A 16,863-nucleotide genomic window follows, 5' to 3' on the forward strand; every position below is an offset into this window, starting at 1 on the left:
TTGCTTTATTTACAACGCTTTTAACTGCTCCATCTGCGCTGTCATCGCGGTCAACTGCCCTTCTAGCTCAGCCAGTTTCGCTTTTTCCGCATCGACCACTTCCACAGGTGCTTTACTGACAAAGCCTTCATTCCCTAGCTTACGCGCGATGCCTTCGGCTTGACCTTTCAACTTATCATATGACTTACCCAAACGAGCTAGCTCAGCCGTTGGATCGATTAGACCTTTCATCGGTACGAGTACGCGCAGCTGACCGACCATGCTTGATGACGATAGTGGCACTTCATCGCCTTCTTTGACGATCTCTAAGCTCTCGACTTTGGCAAGCGCTTTGAACTGGTTTTTGATACGTGATAGACGCGCATCTTCATCAGCAGAGATATTTTGTAGTAGCACTGGCAGACGTACCGCGTTACCCAGTTTCATCTCACCACGGATATTACGGACGCTCGCGATTAGCTCTTGTAGCCATGCCATATCCGCTTCGGTCTGCTCACTAATTTGGCTGGCATCGGTCTGTGGATAGTCAGCGACCACGATGCTGTCGGTGTTTTTGCGACCCAGTAGCGGCGCGATGGTCTGCCAGATTTGCTCAGTCAGATACGGCATGATTGGATGAGTAAAGCGTAGCGCCGTCTCTAGCACGTGCAGTAGCACATATCGAATTTGCGCTTTGCGCTCATCCGATACCGAGTCATCATTGAGGCTGGCTTTGGCAAGCTCAACGTACCAATCACAGTACTCATTCCAGATAAACTCATAGATATCTTGGCTGACCATATCGAGACGGTACTGAGCGAAATGCTGATGGATATCGGCAACGGTAGAGTTCAAACGACTCATGATCCATTTTTCTGGTAATTCCCACACATCAGGGTTTGCCGTTTGGTCGATAGGCTTGGCATTGCTGTCACCATCGACACAGTTCATCAGGACAAAACGGCTGGCGTTCCAGATTTTATTACAGAAGTTACGATAGCCTTCGACACGCTTGAGATCAAAGTTAATATCGCGACCCGTACTGGCCAATGAGGTAAAGGTAAAGCGCAGTGCATCCGTACCATAAGCTGGGATGCCTTCTGGGAACTCTTTACGCGTTTGCTTTTCAATCTTAGCCGCGTCTTTCGGGTTCATCATATTGCTGGTACGTTTTTCTACCAGCGCTTCTAGCTCAATACCGTCGATTAGATCGATCGGATCTAAGACATTACCTTTTGATTTTGACATTTTTTGACCATTGCCATCACGTACCAGACCATGCACATAGACGGTCTTAAACGGTACTTGCGGCGTGCCGTCTTCGTTTTTCACGAAGTGCATGGTCATCATGATCATGCGCGCAACCCAAAAGAAGATAATGTCAAAACCTGTCACGAGCACGCTGGTCGGATGGAAAGTGTCCATCACGCGTGGATCAGCGTTGACGTCTGCCCAGTCAAGCGTACTGAACGTCCATAGACCAGAGCTAAACCACGTATCGAGCACATCATCATCTTGGCGCAGTTTTACATCATCGCTTAGGTTGTATTTAGTGCGTACTTCCGCTTCATCACGGGCGACATAGATTTCACCTGTCGCATCGTCATACCATGCAGGGATACGATGACCCCACCACAACTGACGACTGATACACCAGTCTTGCAGATCCGTCATCCACGCCATATACATGTTTTTGTACTGAGCAGGGACGAACTCGATGCTGCCGTCTTCTACTGCGTCAATCGCAGGCTTGGCAAGCTCTTTGACCGCGACATACCACTGATCGGTCAACCACGGCTCAACGATCGTACCGCCACGCTCAGCACGCGGGGCTTTTAGTGCGTAGTCTTCGATATCTTCTAGCCAGCCCTGCTCGCCTGCTTGCTCTACAAGAAATTTACGAGCAGCAAAACGCTCAAGTCCTGCGTACTCGCTCGGTGTAGTCTCTAGCTCTGGCTCACGTGTTTGCAAGTCAGGATAAACTTCCATCGCTGGCAAGATATTAGCGCGCTCATCTAGGATATTAATCAATGGCAAGCTATGGCGACGACCCAATTCATAATCGTTAAAATCATGCGCTGGAGTAATTTTGACACAACCTGTACCGAAGTCTTTTTCGACATAATCATCAGCGACGATAGGCACGACTCGACCCGTAATTGGCAAGGTAATGGTTTTGCCGACCAAGTGTGCATAACGCTCATCGCTAGGATTGACCGCAACAGCCGTATCACCGAGTAATGTTTCAGGACGTGTGGTTGCTACCACTAGATAGTTTTTACCATCTTGAGTTAGTAGCTCTGTATCGGTGAAATGATAACGGAAATGCCACAAGCTGCCTTTTTCGTCGTGGTTCTCAACTTCGAGATCAGACAGCGCGGTTTGGAACTTTGGATCCCAGTTGACCAAACGCTTACCACGATAAATCAAACCATCGTCGAACAGACGAACGAACACTTCTTTTACCGCATTAGACAGACCATCATCCATGGTAAAGCGCTCACGCGACCAATCAACCGAGCTACCCAAACGGCGAATCTGGCTAGTGATATTGCCGCCCGACTCTTCTTTCCATTCCCATACTTTATCGATGAAATCTGCACGTGTCATATCACGGCGTTTAATACCTTGCGCTTCTAAACGACGCTCAACAACCATTTGGGTTGCGATACCGGCATGATCCGTACCTGGTTGCCACAGCGTATTGTCACCGTCCATGCGGTGATAACGGGTAAGCGCATCCATAATAGCGTTGTTAAAACCGTGACCCATGTGTAGTGAGCCCGTGACGTTTGGCGGTGGCAGCGCAATAGAAAACGACTCGTCTTTGTCAAAAGTCGGCTGAAAATAGCCGCTTTCTTCCCAGCCTTGATACATACCTGCTTCGACTTCCGCAGGATTATAGGCGCTCTCTAATTGGCTTAGCGCCGCTTGGATCGACTGGGTCAGATTGGTTTTCGCATTGCTATCAATGCTGGTATCGGTATTAGGATTGCTCATAATAGGGTGATCTTATTGTTGATAATGAATGTGGTCAAAATGAGATAGCGTAAAACGCTATAAAAACAGGAAAAATAGTTGATAGTGTGATTTTAACGCAGATAGGCAGATTTTGTTAGATGGTAAGGCAATTTATAAAGCCTGAAGGCGATTTATTACTCAAATTGTTAATCAATTAACAACAGCAATCAGAAGAATGGGAAATATAATAGAGATTACTTATGCAGCAAAATCATTAGCCTATAACCAGCGAGCCGACCGTGTCCCAAGATACCGAGCATGACCATGATTCTCAGGCTAATCGACCAAACGATGAGCGTACAAATGCGAGTACCACTACTCCTGTGCCTGAAGGTGACGATACGCTAGAAGAAAACAGTGATTCTTCTAAAGACATTGAGGTAGACAAGGAAGCAGACGAACCTATTAAAGCCACTGAAGACTTAGAAAACGATGACCTGCCAGAAGAAATCAGCGACGAAGACAAAGAGACCATTAAAAAGGTCGCTAGTGACGACAATCTAAGCCAAGCGAAAAGCTACGCCAGCATCTTAGTCGAGCAAGTTATCCACGCAAAAGAAACCTTTGAGCGTTCACTTGGCTCGCTATTTACCAGTGCCTTTACGGCTGGGCTAGAGATTGGCATCAGCTTTTTTATGATTCTATCAGCGTTTGCCCTACTTAATGATGTGATACCAAGTCGCTATGCCATGGTGCTGTCGTCACTGCTGTATCCAATCGGCTTTATTATCGTGGTGATTGGTCAGTCGTTATTATTTACTGAGCAGACGTCTCTCTTGAGCTTACCTGTCTTAAATAAAATTGAACCGCTACATAAACTCCTGCGGCTATGGGGTATCGTCATCGCTGGTAATATCGTTGGCGGCTGTATCTTTGCAGCATTAATGATTGGTCTGGGGCTACATATGCATCTGTTTACAGACCATGCCATCGATGTTTATGCCGAGCATATCTTAGGTTTTGAATGGTGGGTCATCTTTGGCAGCGCAGTGTTGGCAGGCTGGATGATGGGCGTGGCTGCATGGCTAGTAACCTCTGCACGAGATACGCTTAGCCGTATCGTACTGGTGACGATTATCACTGGTAGTATTGGGTTTTTAGGTTTGCATCATAGTATTGTGGGTAATATTGAGGTATTTTCAGCATTACTATATGGCAATACCGTCAGTCTCTGGCGCTACTTGGTATTTTTAGTCGTGGTACTGGTGGGTAATACGGTGGGCGGTGTGGTATTCGTCGCGGTACTCAAAAACCGTACATTCTTGTTTGAAATTGAAAAAGTCAAAGAGCAAGCTGCCGAGGCAAGAGCGAAAATGGACAGACGAAGATTCTAGACTTGAGCTAAACTGGTTTGAGTTAAACTGATTTGAGTTAAAACGAGCATTAAACGCAAAAGCCCATAACCTGCTTCATTATACAAAGCGGATTATGGGCTTAATTTATTGCACCATACATTGTTGATTTTTGCCAAGTATTGTCTCAACTGGCGCAACAGTGCGTTACTACGGTTATTTTAAACCTCTTACATTCTACGTGCTGCCAATACACTGTTTTCTATCTCGGTTCTTTTGGCTTTATTATGCTGAGTAGTAAATACTCTGACCATGATACCAGCGGTCAAGAACATGATTAGCGTATAAATGGCTGGCGTCATCGACATCTTATAGTTAGCCAATAGCGTCAGTGCCATAAACATTGAAAGCGTACTGTTTTGTAGGCCGACTTCCATAGTAATCGAGCGTCTTTGTGCAGGATTTAGACCGAACCATTTACTGGTGTAATAACCAAGCGCCATCGTCGATACGTTCAATATCAATGCCACAGGGCCAGTAGCGATTAACGCTTCAACGATAATGTCTCGTTGCACATAACTTAAGAAAAGTACCAAGAAGCTCAAAAATATCACGCCAAAACGAGACACCATCACCTGTCCCTTATCTGCAGCATTAGGGGCGTAGCGTTTGATCAACATACCAATACTGACGGGTAAGATAGTCAGAGCAATTAGGCTGATCATGGTCTTGACCACTGGTAACTGAAACTCACTACCCGCACCCATGAAATATACGAGCGAAAAACTAAGGACGATAGGAATGGTAAATACGGTAATGACACTGGCAATAGCGGTCATGGTGACCGAAAGTGCGACGTCACCTTTGGCTAAATAGGTAAATAGATTCGATGTCGTGCCACCAGGACACAGTACTAGCAACATAACCCCAACGGCATACTCTGGCTCGAGAGACATGGTGGTTGCCAAAGCAAAACCTACGAGCGGTAAAAATATTAGCTGATTGGTCAAGCCTATGGCGACTGCTTTAGGGTATTTGACGACTCTCTTAAAATCATTGGTAACTAAGGACAATCCCATCCCCATCATAATCAAAAAGATACTAATGGGAATGACTTTTGCATTTATAAACGTGACTAACTCAACACCTTCCATAACTACATCCTTGTAGATAGAGCCCTTACACGGGCAGGTTTATGACAACCTCGTCATGCTCAATCAGCCAATCCTGCTGATATCTTGGGTAAAAGCCACCGACGTTGTCAGCTCTTTATATGACACTTTTCCATACAGTCGTGTTCTTTAAACCGACAATTTTTGATAAAACTGGTTACTACGAACCGAAATAATAACGGAACGACAAAATTCAGTATATCGTTGTAAAAGTGTATGGTTTTGATTTTTCTGACTACTCGTCAGTCAATTATAGGTTTTTACACTTGAAAATAAACTAGAAATGATTTAAGCGGAGGTTTTGTGATTTATAGCAGATGTAGAGTGAATATGGTCGATACTGATAACAGCTGTACCGTAGGCAATGGCTTCGACCATACTGCCTAATTGGTTGACATTGGTTACCTCAAGACGTAATCCGTAGATATGCGTGTAGCCTTTGGCTTTTGCCTCAGTCCGCATACGAACGATGGCTTCGCGGCGTGCACGATCTAACAAAGTCTCATAGGTGGTTAAGTTTTTGCCGAAGACACTTAATACGCGAGCGATGATCATTTTGAAGTAATCTTGAGCGATGACGACACTACCAAGCACAAGCTCGCCTTCACTACCCGCTGCTAACTTGGGACGGTATAAGCGTTCGCTTGAGACAGTGATATCGCCCAATGCTTGCTCTGCTACGCTTAGCTGTGCCAAATGCTGACGCTCATGGCGCGATCCAAAGAACCAGCCAGCCGCGAATAAGAAGACAAACGGCCCATAGTTGATGAGCACTTGCGTGAGTGAATCATTCATAGCACGTTTCTCATCATAAAAAGCATCGGTGCTTTTAGCATTATAGGATTTGGTATTGTAGTTTTTAGTATTTTAGCTTTTAGTATTATAGAATCAACCAAAAGGGTTGAAGCGCGGTAAATCATCGGGTGCGACTTGGGTCTGAGTACTCACATTTTGACTAGAATGGTTGTGTCCATCACTTGGTGGGGTTTGATACTGCTGCTGTGATATCGGCGCAATCTTGACCGCTGTACCATAGACAAACAGCTCTGACGCACCTTGGGCGATGCTAGAAGTTGAAAAACGCAGACCGACCACCGCATCAGCACCTAATGCCTCTGCTTTGACAATCATGCGATCGATTGCTTCTTGGCGTGACTCTTCTAATAGCTCGGTATAAGCCGTCAGCTCGCCGCCAACGATGTTTTTTAACCCAGCGAACAGATCCTTACCGACGTGCTTTGAACGCACGGTACTACCGTACACCACGTCTAGGCGTTCGGTAATTTGATAGTTAGGTAAGTGTTCAAGGTTAGAGAGTTGCACAGTCATAGGATGACCTTATCGGTGACTTATAAAATACGTGGTAAACCAAAGCACTGTAATACAGCATAGGCAAAATAGAAACAGCACTGCTAATAGCGCTGTTTCTTAGCATCATTAATCGTTGGTATGAAACAACAAAAACAATTCAGTCAAATTGCCTTCGATGCTATTGGCCATCTGTACCATTTTGTCTTCGTCTTTACGCATCTCAGACAGCTCTGGATCTTCATCATCAATACCGCTAAGTACGATCATTGGCAAGGTCAATACTGCTACGTCTTCTGCCGTTTCTTGATCTTCAAACCAATCGCTTGCTTCATCACCATACATGGCATCAACGAAACCAATTGACCAAGCAACGATGTCTGACTCGTCAGAAAAATCAACCGCCACTTCTTCGTTACCAGCATCTTCACCAAACGGTAATTCGATCGGCGTCTCGTTTTTTAACTCAGCCATGATCGAATCGCGCCAGCGTTTGATACCGTCGATGACGTTGGCTGGAATCTCACTTACGTGACCTTCGAACAGGGCATCCATCCAGTTAGGCAATGGACGACCGATAACCGTCGCTGTCAAAAAACCATGCGCTGCGACACTATCTAGCACGAACTGGCTTTCTTGATTGTCCAAATAGTCTAGTAATTCATCAAAACTTAGTTGGTTACTCATAATTTGGTTTTCCTTATCAGATAGATGTCATCAATCGCAGTGGGCGATCGGTTAAATAAAAGAGGACGAGTACTTATTTTAAGACTAAAGGCTGCTTAGTTAATCAAACTCAAGCAACCTCCATCAGGTAGGTATTATCGAGATGAACTGGTTACGAGCAACCCTAGAAAATTAGAAAAGTAACAAATAGCAGGCAACCAATTCGACTGGCTAAATAATTTTAGTCATTAAAATAGCCACTGCTGTCAAAGTAGCCACTAAAGCACTTTAGTCCACTGAAACGACTGATGCTGACAAATTAAAAATCGTCATCATCCCAATCGTCACCGTCTTCATCGAAGTTGTCTATGTCGTCTAGATCGTCTTTTAACTCTTTAGCCAAACGCTTTTCTTCTAGCAAATTATCGATTAGCCGACGTTTTTCAAGACTACTTAAACGTGTGCGTACGCTCGTCTCAGCTTCTTCAACCATCTTTGCATCATCATCGTCGACAAAATCATCATCAAAATCGTCGTCAATATCAGCGTCACTCATGACAAACTCCTATCATTTTTAGGCAAGGGTATTAAGAATACATCAATATATATATGCCTTATAAAGTCTCTATTGAATGTTGTCAATCCTTTTTCGCAATATGGTACATTTCAACTCTACGATTAAGATAGTCCAGTAGGCTATATAACAGACAATTGTAATATAAATGACCAAATACAGTCGGCATTAAATGTGTAGCTCATCCTCATCTTCAATCATAAGAACTGCGTTGCGCACATCGGCCAAACGCTGAATCAATGAGTCGTTAGCCCCATCAAATATCGCACACTCGCGCTCATAGACAGTGGTTGGACGCATGATGTTATGTACTTGTACATGATTGCTGATTTGCTTGAGGCCGGCATTTGGCAATAGTATTAATAGCTGCTCTTTTTTGCCGATACTCTGGAGCAGGTGAGTCATTGGCTCTGACTGCACGTCATCACTCACGCCTGCTTTCGCTGGCAAAGCAAAACGCGACAGCTCAATATGCTTATCATGGATAATTTTGTTGAGCATTAAATATAGCTTGGCAAGCATTACGCCTGCGAGTGCCACTTTTGCATGGCTATTATCAGCCTTTAGTACCACACTTGCGCCATTATCTTCGAAGTGCGCTTCATTCATCGCACTCACACCCAACAGCAATGGCTGTCTTAGTAGCTCAGTCACGGCTTGATTAAGCAGCTGAGTGCAGAGTGCTAAATACGGAAGACGCTGCGCAGGTGCAAGGCGTTCAAGCATATTGAACTCATCATGGAATACGACTTGGACTTTGACGCTATCAACAGACCGTGTGGCAGACAGTTTAGACGTATGACTGGTAACTTGAGAAGCAACACTATCTGTATCCGCTATCTCGCTTTCGCTACCTTCACTCGCACTCGCTAGATTGTCAGTATCGCTACCTGTCTCTTGGTTTTGCTGATTTCTAAGATATTCGTTGACTTCGTTGTGTACATTGAATGTGCGCGCGTTCGTTACTTTATTCTCTGTAACGCTTTCAGAAGCACCACCAGATAGTTGGCCATCAGCTGGATTACCAACTGTGCCGCGCTCAAGGTCACGGCTGTAGCCGCGCTGATCGCCTTGATTGTATTGCTCACGATACAAATCCTGAATATTACGGCTCAGTGCACTGATTTGCTCTTTGGTCGGACGAGCAAGATAACCGTAGATTAGCCAAAGCAACAAATGCAGCAACATAGTGCCAATCACAAACGGCCACTGCATCGCGATGATTTCACCTTTACTAACGTCTTTCAACGTCAGGGCAACGCTACCAATCACCGCATCGCCATTGGTGGCGATTTGACGAATGGTGTCACCTTGTTGCATCGGCGCATTGCCTACTGGCACCAAGATATCATCGTTGTTGTCCTTAATCAGTATCCGTGTGACGTCTTGCTCGCTGGTATAGCGATTGGCAATAACGCTTAAACTCACACGGTCTTTATTTTCTAAAGACAACCTTGCTTCATCAATCAGCTGGGCGACCATCTGCTCGCCTTTTAACGCACGACTATTGCTGAGCTGTTGGTCAGTACTAATGACCAATAACAGCGTCTGCAAACAAAAACTAACCAGAAGAATAATGGCAAACAACCCTTGCCGCGGCGCTAAATACGTCATGATATGTTAAACTTTTTTGGAGAGAAGAAATTAAAAAACGAGGCTACTGCTCATTTTTTGGCTAATTTTTAAACAATTGTAATATGTGCCAACTATGATGCGCACGTAGTAATAAAGCGGTACTGATTATTAACGACTATCAACACCATCAATATTGTTGCTAGCTTCGCAACCTTTTGCGAATGCACTGTCGGTAAACAGCCAGCTTATCTCATCTACTATATCACCATAATAAGCCTTATAGCGTGAGCGCTTTATAAATTTATCATAATAATTTTATTGCATTTTCTATGGCTTCTTACGCCATAAAATCTGTTTTTTAGCATCATTGTTACTTTGCGCGTCATCTATAGGCGCTGCCCAGTAAAACTGTTATTATTCCTAATCTTATATGAGCATACAAGGGACAATTGAGCCATGCCAAAAAATACATCTTATTCGTTACCAAAAGACAGCAAAGCATGGCAACAAGCCGTTGATTCTATTGCGGCATTATTACCCGAAGATACCAATTTGCAAGACTTTGATGCGCTACAGTCGCTACCTGTTTTTGCGCTCATCGTAGTACTGCCGACTCAGGTATCTGCGTTAGATATTCATCAGTACGTTCAGTCGTGGGTCGATGAACAGCCAAGCTGGCATCTAGTAACGGTTGCCGAAGATACTGACGCTAGCTTCGTCAATATCACGGTATCTGATACAGAACCTACAGCGGCAGACGCACAGCGCCTACCCTTTACCCATACTCAGGTCTACCGTTATCTACTAGTACCAGTCACTGACACGCTGATGCACCCTGGCAAAAAAACCGCAGCCGCTCACATTATTGATGATCAGCTGACCGCTCGCCTGCGTCGTGACCTAACTGAAGAATATAACAATACACGCAGTGCAGATAGCACAGGCAACATAAACGTCGTAGACTGTCATATCTTGTCTGTCGGTCATATGCTACGGACGCACAAACTTGCCTGCTTTGACATGGATTCAACCTTGATCGAGCAAGAAGTCATCGTAGAGCTGGCGAAAACTGCTGGGATTGGCGAAGAAGTCGAAGCCATCACTGAAGCCGCAATGCGCGGTGAAATTGATTTTGATGAATCATTTGCTCAGCGTGTGGCCTTGCTAAAAGGCACTTCTACTGATGTGCTGGATGATATCTGTAGTCGCTTAACGTTATCGACTGGTGCGCGCACGACGATCAGCGCGTTGAAAGCATTGGGTTATCATACGGTGCTGGTCTCGGGCGGCTTTACTTATTTTGCCCGTTATATCGCTGAGCAGCTAGGTATCGATGAAGTACATGCCAATGCTCTAGATATCGAGGAAGGTGAAGTCACTGGTCATGTACAGTGGCCTATTGTCAATGGTGCCAAAAAAGCCGCTATCGTTGAGCATACTGCCGAGCGCTTAGGCATTGAGATGTCACAAGTGGTCTGTGTCGGTGACGGTGCTAATGACTTACCAATGATGGCGCTGGCCGATCTGGGTGTGGCCTATCATGCCAAACCAATCGTTCAAGCACGTGCTGATGCCGCTATCAACGTGACAGGGCTTGAAGGTACTCTGTACGCTCTTGGCTATCCTGCACTGGCGCCTACTGAGTAATTGCAGAACGCTTTATGCCATTTCATAAGCTAGGTTAATGTTTTGTCATTAATCTGGCTTTTATGCTTTAGAGCGTGGCTTAAACAAGAAAAGTAGCGCAGATAATACCGGTATATTAACTAACTATCTGATGATGTCTGACAAGATTTATCCATTTTTAGTCCAGTTAAATGACTATCAAATGCATTAAAGACATGCCTTAGTACATGATGATAATTAATACAATCTGCTATGCACACTGATGTTTAGCTAATGCTTACTTTCAGATGACACTTATTTTTAAATGATAAAGGAATGCCCATGACGGCACCACAATCTCCACGGCCAACTCAGCCGTCAGCGCCAACGCCACTAGAACAAGATACGGCACCTGTACGTACCGATAGCCCTAAGCAGCTGGTAGGTATCTATGTCAGAGGTATGGCCATGGGAGCAGCTGATATCGTACCTGGTGTCTCTGGCGGCACCATTGCGCTGATTGCAGGGATTTACGAGCGCTTGATTAACGCACTTGGTAGTATCGGCCCCAATCTTTGGACGATATTCCGTCAGGAAGGTGGCGTCAAAGGATTCGCGGCAATTTGGCGACAAGTAGACGCGACATTCCTATTGTGTTTGCTACTGGGTATTGCCACTAGCTTTGCGACGTTGGCCGGTATCATTAAGCATTTATTGGACAACCAACCATTGCTTATTTGGTCATTCTTTTTTGGACTGGTCATTGCAACGGTGTTTATCTTACTTAGTGAAATTAAGCGCTGGAATATAGGACGTGTCGCACTGTTTGCGACTGGGCTTATTGCCGCCGTAGTTATCAGTAGTATGCCGTTACTCACGACCACGCCTAGCTTACCGTATCTATTTTTTGCAGGGGCAATTGCTATTTGTGCCATGATCCTACCAGGGATATCAGGGTCTTTTATTTTACTATTGCTAGGCGCTTACGATGCGGTATTAGAAGCAGTCGATACGATGAATCTAAGTGCTATTTTCACAGTCATTGCGGGCATGGCGACTGGGCTACTGCTATTCACGCGCGCACTTAAGTGGCTACTCTCACATTATTATCAGGCTACCTTGGCATTGCTGACAGGCTTTATCGCAGGCTCTCTAATAAAAGTCTGGCCATGGAAAGTAGATGCGCTAGGCTCGCTCAACACTGAAGCTGTCCATAACGTAATGCCGTGGCAATACCCTACTGGCGCACAGTGGTCAACGACAGTAGGACTTATGCTACTCGGTGCTATTCTAGTTTCGCTATTATCTTGGTGGGGTAACCGTACCAATCGAGGCTAAATATTTAGCAAACTATCAGTCCTGCTTGCTAGTTTGGCTTGGTCTGCTAGCTAACAAACGCCTTCCTAGACTAGGGCGTGTCTTCATTTCAAAAATGGCGATAAAAATGAGATAAATTGCCGTCAAACAAGAAAAATAGCGCAGATAATATCGGGATATTAGCCAGCTATTTGACGATGTTTGGCAAGATTTAGCCATTTTTAGCCCATTTAGATGACTATCGAGTGAATTGAAGACACGCCCTAGCAAAACCATTTACGTACTCCTCAAAATAAGCGCCACTCATCACGGCGCTTAGCCTAACATCTAGCCATCAAATATCAAAAAACAAGCCAAAAAACCAAACGTCAACGGTTGTCGCAAAGTCGCCTGTACCCTCTTCAGCTTTACTCAATAACCTCTCATAATAGTCTTATTGGAATTCACCTTATGAATAGCGAGATGAATGATGTTAATGACTATATTTTCTTTTATCGGTGTAGAGGCATGGAGCGGCGCGGTATGGCTTGGTTATGGACTGCTAGCCAGTTTAGTAGTGGTGCTCGCCTTGTCGTCATATCGTTGGCTACTGCTCTATCTGTTTGGCGGGATGGCCTATTGGTTCACCGTTGAGTTGATTCAAAATATATTAGCCGGTCGTCCTATGTTGATGGAGCTATCATCATGGCATCGCTATATCATCGCTATGAGCATCAGTTGGTTACCGTTGGCAGCTTGGGTACTGTATCGGGCATTGCGCTATGATGACGTAAGTCAGTCAGTTAGCCAGCAACGTGAGCTAGAAGCCGCACGCTATATCGAACACACTCCCGTCTATGATGATAACTATCAGCCACGTTTCCGTTAAAACCGTCCTATTTATACCTCTGTTTTTTATATCAACACCTTACTTACGTCAGTGACATCGAATGTTACAAGATACTTAACGCTCTCTACTTAACTCCTAAAGAGTTGACGCCCTGTGATAGTTTATAATCCAGTTATATATTTGTCATAAAAACTGGTATAAAGTACGCTTTATTTTTATGCCTCATTTCTTTAGGAGTTCTGCTATGTTTACTGTTCCTGTATTAGATATCAAATCTGATCCATTAGATGCTTTATTGGCTGTCGTTGGCTATCGTTTGTCTATGTTAGCTGATAGCGATAACGAAGATGTCAAAGCGTTATTCGCTGATCGTCAAGTTACGATTGAGTTTGCTAGTACTGAGTCTGATATCGCCCGTTCTTTTAGCTTTGACAATGGACAGTTTAGTCAACAAAGCGGTCATGCAAAAGAAGCCGATTTGACCATCACTTTTAAAGACTCTATGACTGGCGTTAGACTGCTAACCAAAGGTAGCTTGCCTGCCTTTATGACTGCTGTACAAGAAGGTAACTTGAGCATCGAAGGCGACTATAGCCTAATGATGTGGTTCAATAAACTTGCTAAGTATATCGTTCCAGCTATCCCAGAAGAGTGCAAACCATATATCCAAAAAGCCAAACCTTACGCTTATAAAGCACAGAAACTTGCTGAGCATTGGGTTGGTATCGCCAAGCACAAACTTGGTAAATAAAAAGAATGGTGCACTGAGCGGTAGTCATTGGTAGAATGGATGATATAGAACTAGATAGCCAAACGTATAGTTACTATTTATGTGCGCTACTGTGACAATTATACATACTGTCTAGCAGTGTTCTGATTTTCTAAAAAGGTTGCGGTATAATATACGGCAACCTTTTTTGTTACCTTATAAATGACAATAGATAAAAACATTGGTTTTATTTAATACCCTCTAATTCTTATAAAAGGACTTACCTTATGGCAGGATTGCTTAGCATCTCCGAACCTGACGCCACCCAGCCAACTGATGTAGCCACTCAGCCAGATACGACCAATAGTGATTTTTTGGCTAATCTAGCCACAGACGCGACTCAAACTGATAGTAAAGTAGCTACGACGTATAGCCGTGAAGAAATCGCGCAACTGTTTGATTTACCTCTAATGGACTTGCTGTTACAAGCACAAACCATCCATAGAAAGCATTTTACTGCTAATGAAGTACAGATCAGCACGCTACTCTCTATCAAAACGGGCAACTGCCCTGAAGATTGCGGCTACTGCTCACAGTCAGGCCATCATCGCGACACCACCAAACTACAAGCAGAAAAACGCATAGAAGTTGACAAAGTCATCGCAGCGGCCAAGCGTGCCAAAAACAGTGGCTCATCGCGCTTCTGCATGGGTGCCGCGTGGAAACATCCAAGTGCCAAAGACATGCCTTATGTGGTTGAGCTAATCAAAGAAGTAAAAGCACTGGGACTTGAAACTTGCATGACGCTGGGTATGCTCGATACCAATCAGGCAACACAGTTGGCCGATGCAGGATTGGATTATTATAACCATAACCTAGATACTTCGCGCAGCTACTATGAACAAGTCGTCAGCACGCGCAGCTATGATGAGCGTTTAGATACGATAGAAAACGTGCGTAACTCTGGCATCAACGTCTGTAGTGGTAATATCGTTGGTATGGGTGAGAGCCGTGATGACCGCATCGATTGGGTACTCGAGCTGCTAAAAATGCCAAAAGCGCCTGAGTCAATTCCAGTCAACTTACTGGTGCCTATTGCAGGTACACCGATTGGTGATAAAGTATTGGCCGAAGGACAGCTGTCTGTACTTGAATGGATTCGTACTATTGCGGTCGCCCGTATTTGCTGCCCGACTAGCTACGTGCGTCTATCTGCTGGCCGCGAAAGTCTGTCAGACTCTGAGCAGGCATTAGCCTTTATGGCAGGGGCTAACTCATTCTTTTATGGTGACAAGCTTCTTACCACTGGTAACGCGAGCCAATCAGGCGATGATAGACTCATGCGTGAGCTTGGCCTCACCAAACAGTTTGCCGCACCAAGAGCGCCTAAAGTACTGCCTGTAATGGATGCGATGAATGGTCATCAAACACAAGTAGTATTGGCAGATTAAGTTAAAGCCCTCGCTAAAAAATACAAGCTAAGCAAGAGAAACTATGATGGCAGATTATTTTAACTGGATTAAAGCGGCACACATTATCTCGATGGTCTGCTGGTTTGCGGCGATATTTTATTTGCCGCGCTTGTTTGTCTATCATGCGATGAGCGACGATAGCATCAGTCATGAGCGCTTTGCCATTATGGAGCGCAAGCTGTATCGCGGTATCATGACCCCATCGATGATAGCGACATGGATCTTTGGTCTATGGATGTTAGGACTGGGCTGGGATGTCTATAAAACCCAAGGCTGGCTCCACGTCAAATTACTATTAGTAGTGCTACTGTCAGGCTATCATGGTGCTTGCGGCTTTTATCGTAAAAAGCTGATCGATAATCCACATTATAAAACGCATAAATTCTGGCGCTGGTTTAATGAAATACCAGTGTTTGCATTGATATTTATCGTGATTCTAGTCGTGGTAAAACCGTTTTAGGTTCAGAAAAATCATCTAACCTGCAAAAAAACGTCCGTCACTTTAACCAGTGACGGACGCTTTTTTTTGAATTTAATATAGCTTGTAGATTAGATAGAATTAATACCGTTAGCTGTATATTTTGAACGTGCTATTCAATTGTAACTGCTGCTAAATCTTAAATCCTGCACACTGAGTATCAGACGCTAGGGCGCATAATTTGATAAACATTGCTTAAGTCATAAACGCGATAACGAGCTGGCTCACGGCGATTTTCACCAGCATAGCTCAGTATCAAAGCCTGCTTGGCACGCTCATCGACCCAACCGACAAACAGTCCACTATGCTCAACGCCATTGTAACCATGATTGATATAATAGAGCCAGTCGCCTGCTTCAATCTCGCTGCTACTAGCATAGGGCCCTTGCGCATAAGTGCCTTTGTGTATGGTATTACGCGATACCCCTGCCCGATTAAATACAGCATTTAAATAATCCCAGCAGCCACCTTGAATAATCGTGCGCTCGTTAAGTGCCATTTTGCGTGCGGTACTGACCACCTCACGTGCTGCCATACTACTCTGCGTCTCGGCATTGCTTAATAGCGGTAGATACTCGCTATCGACATTGTCATAGTTGCCTGACAAAAACGCCGGTAAAACCGTAGGTGCTGAACGCTGTACCTCAGGATAACGATAGGACGTATTCGTCGTTGGTTGAATAGATTTTTGGGCGATAAGCATGCTCATACTATCTGCATGGACTTGCCCTACCATGCCGCAGGTAAATAGTAAAAAACCGCACGACGCGGCGACTGACGGTATAGACAAACGCGACATGACTAACTCCTTGTCAACTAAATCTCAATGACAGTATCAATAATAAGAAGGATAAATTTTATAATCC

The 16,863-nt window shown here is 44.6% G+C and carries 15 protein-coding genes; 7 read left to right on the top strand and 8 right to left on the bottom strand.

The features are described 5' to 3' along the window. Positions 1–9 precede the first annotated feature (9 nt). Positions 10–2,979: a valine--tRNA ligase gene (locus tag JMX07_RS01950; protein ID WP_201605887.1), complete on the bottom strand. Its 2,970-nt coding sequence runs from the start codon at positions 2,977–2,979 to the stop codon at positions 10–12. 260 nt (positions 2,980–3,239) lie between these two features. On the opposite strand from JMX07_RS01950, the gene JMX07_RS01955 reads away from it, so the two are divergent. Further along, on the top strand, positions 3,240–4,334 hold the full coding sequence (locus JMX07_RS01955; RefSeq protein ID WP_201605890.1) for a formate/nitrite transporter family protein: 1,095 nt from the start codon (positions 3,240–3,242) through the stop codon (positions 4,332–4,334). 188 nt (positions 4,335–4,522) lie between these two features. Here JMX07_RS01955 and JMX07_RS01960 read toward each other — a convergent pair whose 3' ends face one another. From JMX07_RS01960 to JMX07_RS01985, 6 genes are all read right to left on the bottom strand, one after another. Next, positions 4,523–5,446, bottom strand: a complete 924-nt coding sequence (locus tag JMX07_RS01960) for a bile acid:sodium symporter family protein (RefSeq protein WP_201605893.1) — start codon at positions 5,444–5,446, stop codon at positions 4,523–4,525. Between the two features lie 306 nt (positions 5,447–5,752). Further along, positions 5,753–6,259 carry a YbjQ family protein gene (locus JMX07_RS01965; protein WP_201605895.1) on the bottom strand — a complete coding sequence of 169 codons (507 nt, stop codon included), beginning with the start codon at positions 6,257–6,259 and terminating at the stop codon, positions 5,753–5,755. Between the two features lie 93 nt (positions 6,260–6,352). Further along, complete coding sequence (locus tag JMX07_RS01970) at positions 6,353–6,793, bottom strand: YbjQ family protein (RefSeq protein WP_201605897.1); 441 nt, start codon at positions 6,791–6,793, stop codon at positions 6,353–6,355. 108 nt (positions 6,794–6,901) lie between these two features. Beyond that, the gene (locus tag JMX07_RS01975) at positions 6,902–7,459 is read right to left on the bottom strand and encodes a UPF0149 family protein (protein WP_201605899.1); all 558 of its coding nucleotides are present in this window, start codon (positions 7,457–7,459) and stop codon (positions 6,902–6,904) included. Positions 7,460–7,757: 298 nt separating this feature from the next. Continuing rightward, positions 7,758–7,994, bottom strand: coding sequence for a PA3496 family putative envelope integrity protein (locus JMX07_RS01980; protein ID WP_057761656.1), 237 nt, complete (start codon positions 7,992–7,994; stop codon positions 7,758–7,760). A gap of 186 nt (positions 7,995–8,180) precedes the next feature. Continuing rightward, positions 8,181–9,626, bottom strand: coding sequence for a hypothetical protein (locus JMX07_RS01985; protein ID WP_201605901.1), 1,446 nt, complete (start codon positions 9,624–9,626; stop codon positions 8,181–8,183). Positions 9,627–10,043: 417 nt separating this feature from the next. Here JMX07_RS01985 and serB point away from each other — a divergent pair, with 417 nt between their 5' ends. The 6 genes from serB to hemJ all read left to right on the top strand — a co-directional run bounded on the left by serB (position 10,044) and on the right by hemJ (position 15,979). Continuing rightward, a complete protein-coding gene (gene serB, locus JMX07_RS01990; RefSeq protein ID WP_191114239.1) occupies positions 10,044–11,234 on the top strand; it encodes a phosphoserine phosphatase SerB in 1,191 nt (396 codons plus the stop codon). Positions 11,235–11,534: 300 nt separating this feature from the next. Continuing rightward, the gene (locus tag JMX07_RS01995; RefSeq protein ID WP_201605903.1) at positions 11,535–12,530 is read left to right on the top strand and encodes a DUF368 domain-containing protein; all 996 of its coding nucleotides are present in this window, start codon (positions 11,535–11,537) and stop codon (positions 12,528–12,530) included. A 454-nt stretch (positions 12,531–12,984) separates the two neighbouring features. Then, entirely contained in the window at positions 12,985–13,377 is a 393-nt protein-coding gene (aciT, locus tag JMX07_RS02000) for an AciT family ciprofloxacin tolerance protein (RefSeq protein ID WP_227526637.1), read from the top strand. Positions 13,378–13,582: 205 nt separating this feature from the next. Continuing rightward, positions 13,583–14,089, top strand: a complete 507-nt coding sequence (locus JMX07_RS02005) for an SCP2 sterol-binding domain-containing protein (RefSeq protein WP_201605913.1) — start codon at positions 13,583–13,585, stop codon at positions 14,087–14,089. 245 nt (positions 14,090–14,334) lie between these two features. Next, entirely contained in the window at positions 14,335–15,498 is a 1,164-nt protein-coding gene (bioB, locus tag JMX07_RS02010; protein WP_102090479.1) for a biotin synthase BioB, read from the top strand. Between the two features lie 46 nt (positions 15,499–15,544). Next, the gene (gene hemJ, locus JMX07_RS02015) at positions 15,545–15,979 is read left to right on the top strand and encodes a protoporphyrinogen oxidase HemJ (RefSeq protein ID WP_201606134.1); all 435 of its coding nucleotides are present in this window, start codon (positions 15,545–15,547) and stop codon (positions 15,977–15,979) included. A gap of 178 nt (positions 15,980–16,157) precedes the next feature. On the opposite strand, the gene JMX07_RS02020 is transcribed toward hemJ, so the two are convergent. Then, on the bottom strand, positions 16,158–16,796 hold the full coding sequence (locus tag JMX07_RS02020) for a hypothetical protein (protein WP_201605915.1): 639 nt from the start codon (positions 16,794–16,796) through the stop codon (positions 16,158–16,160). Between the last annotated feature and the right edge of the window lie 67 nt (positions 16,797–16,863).

It is taken from the genome of Psychrobacter immobilis, assembly GCF_904846235.1.
Classification (GTDB): domain Bacteria; phylum Pseudomonadota; class Gammaproteobacteria; order Pseudomonadales; family Moraxellaceae; genus Psychrobacter; species Psychrobacter immobilis_C.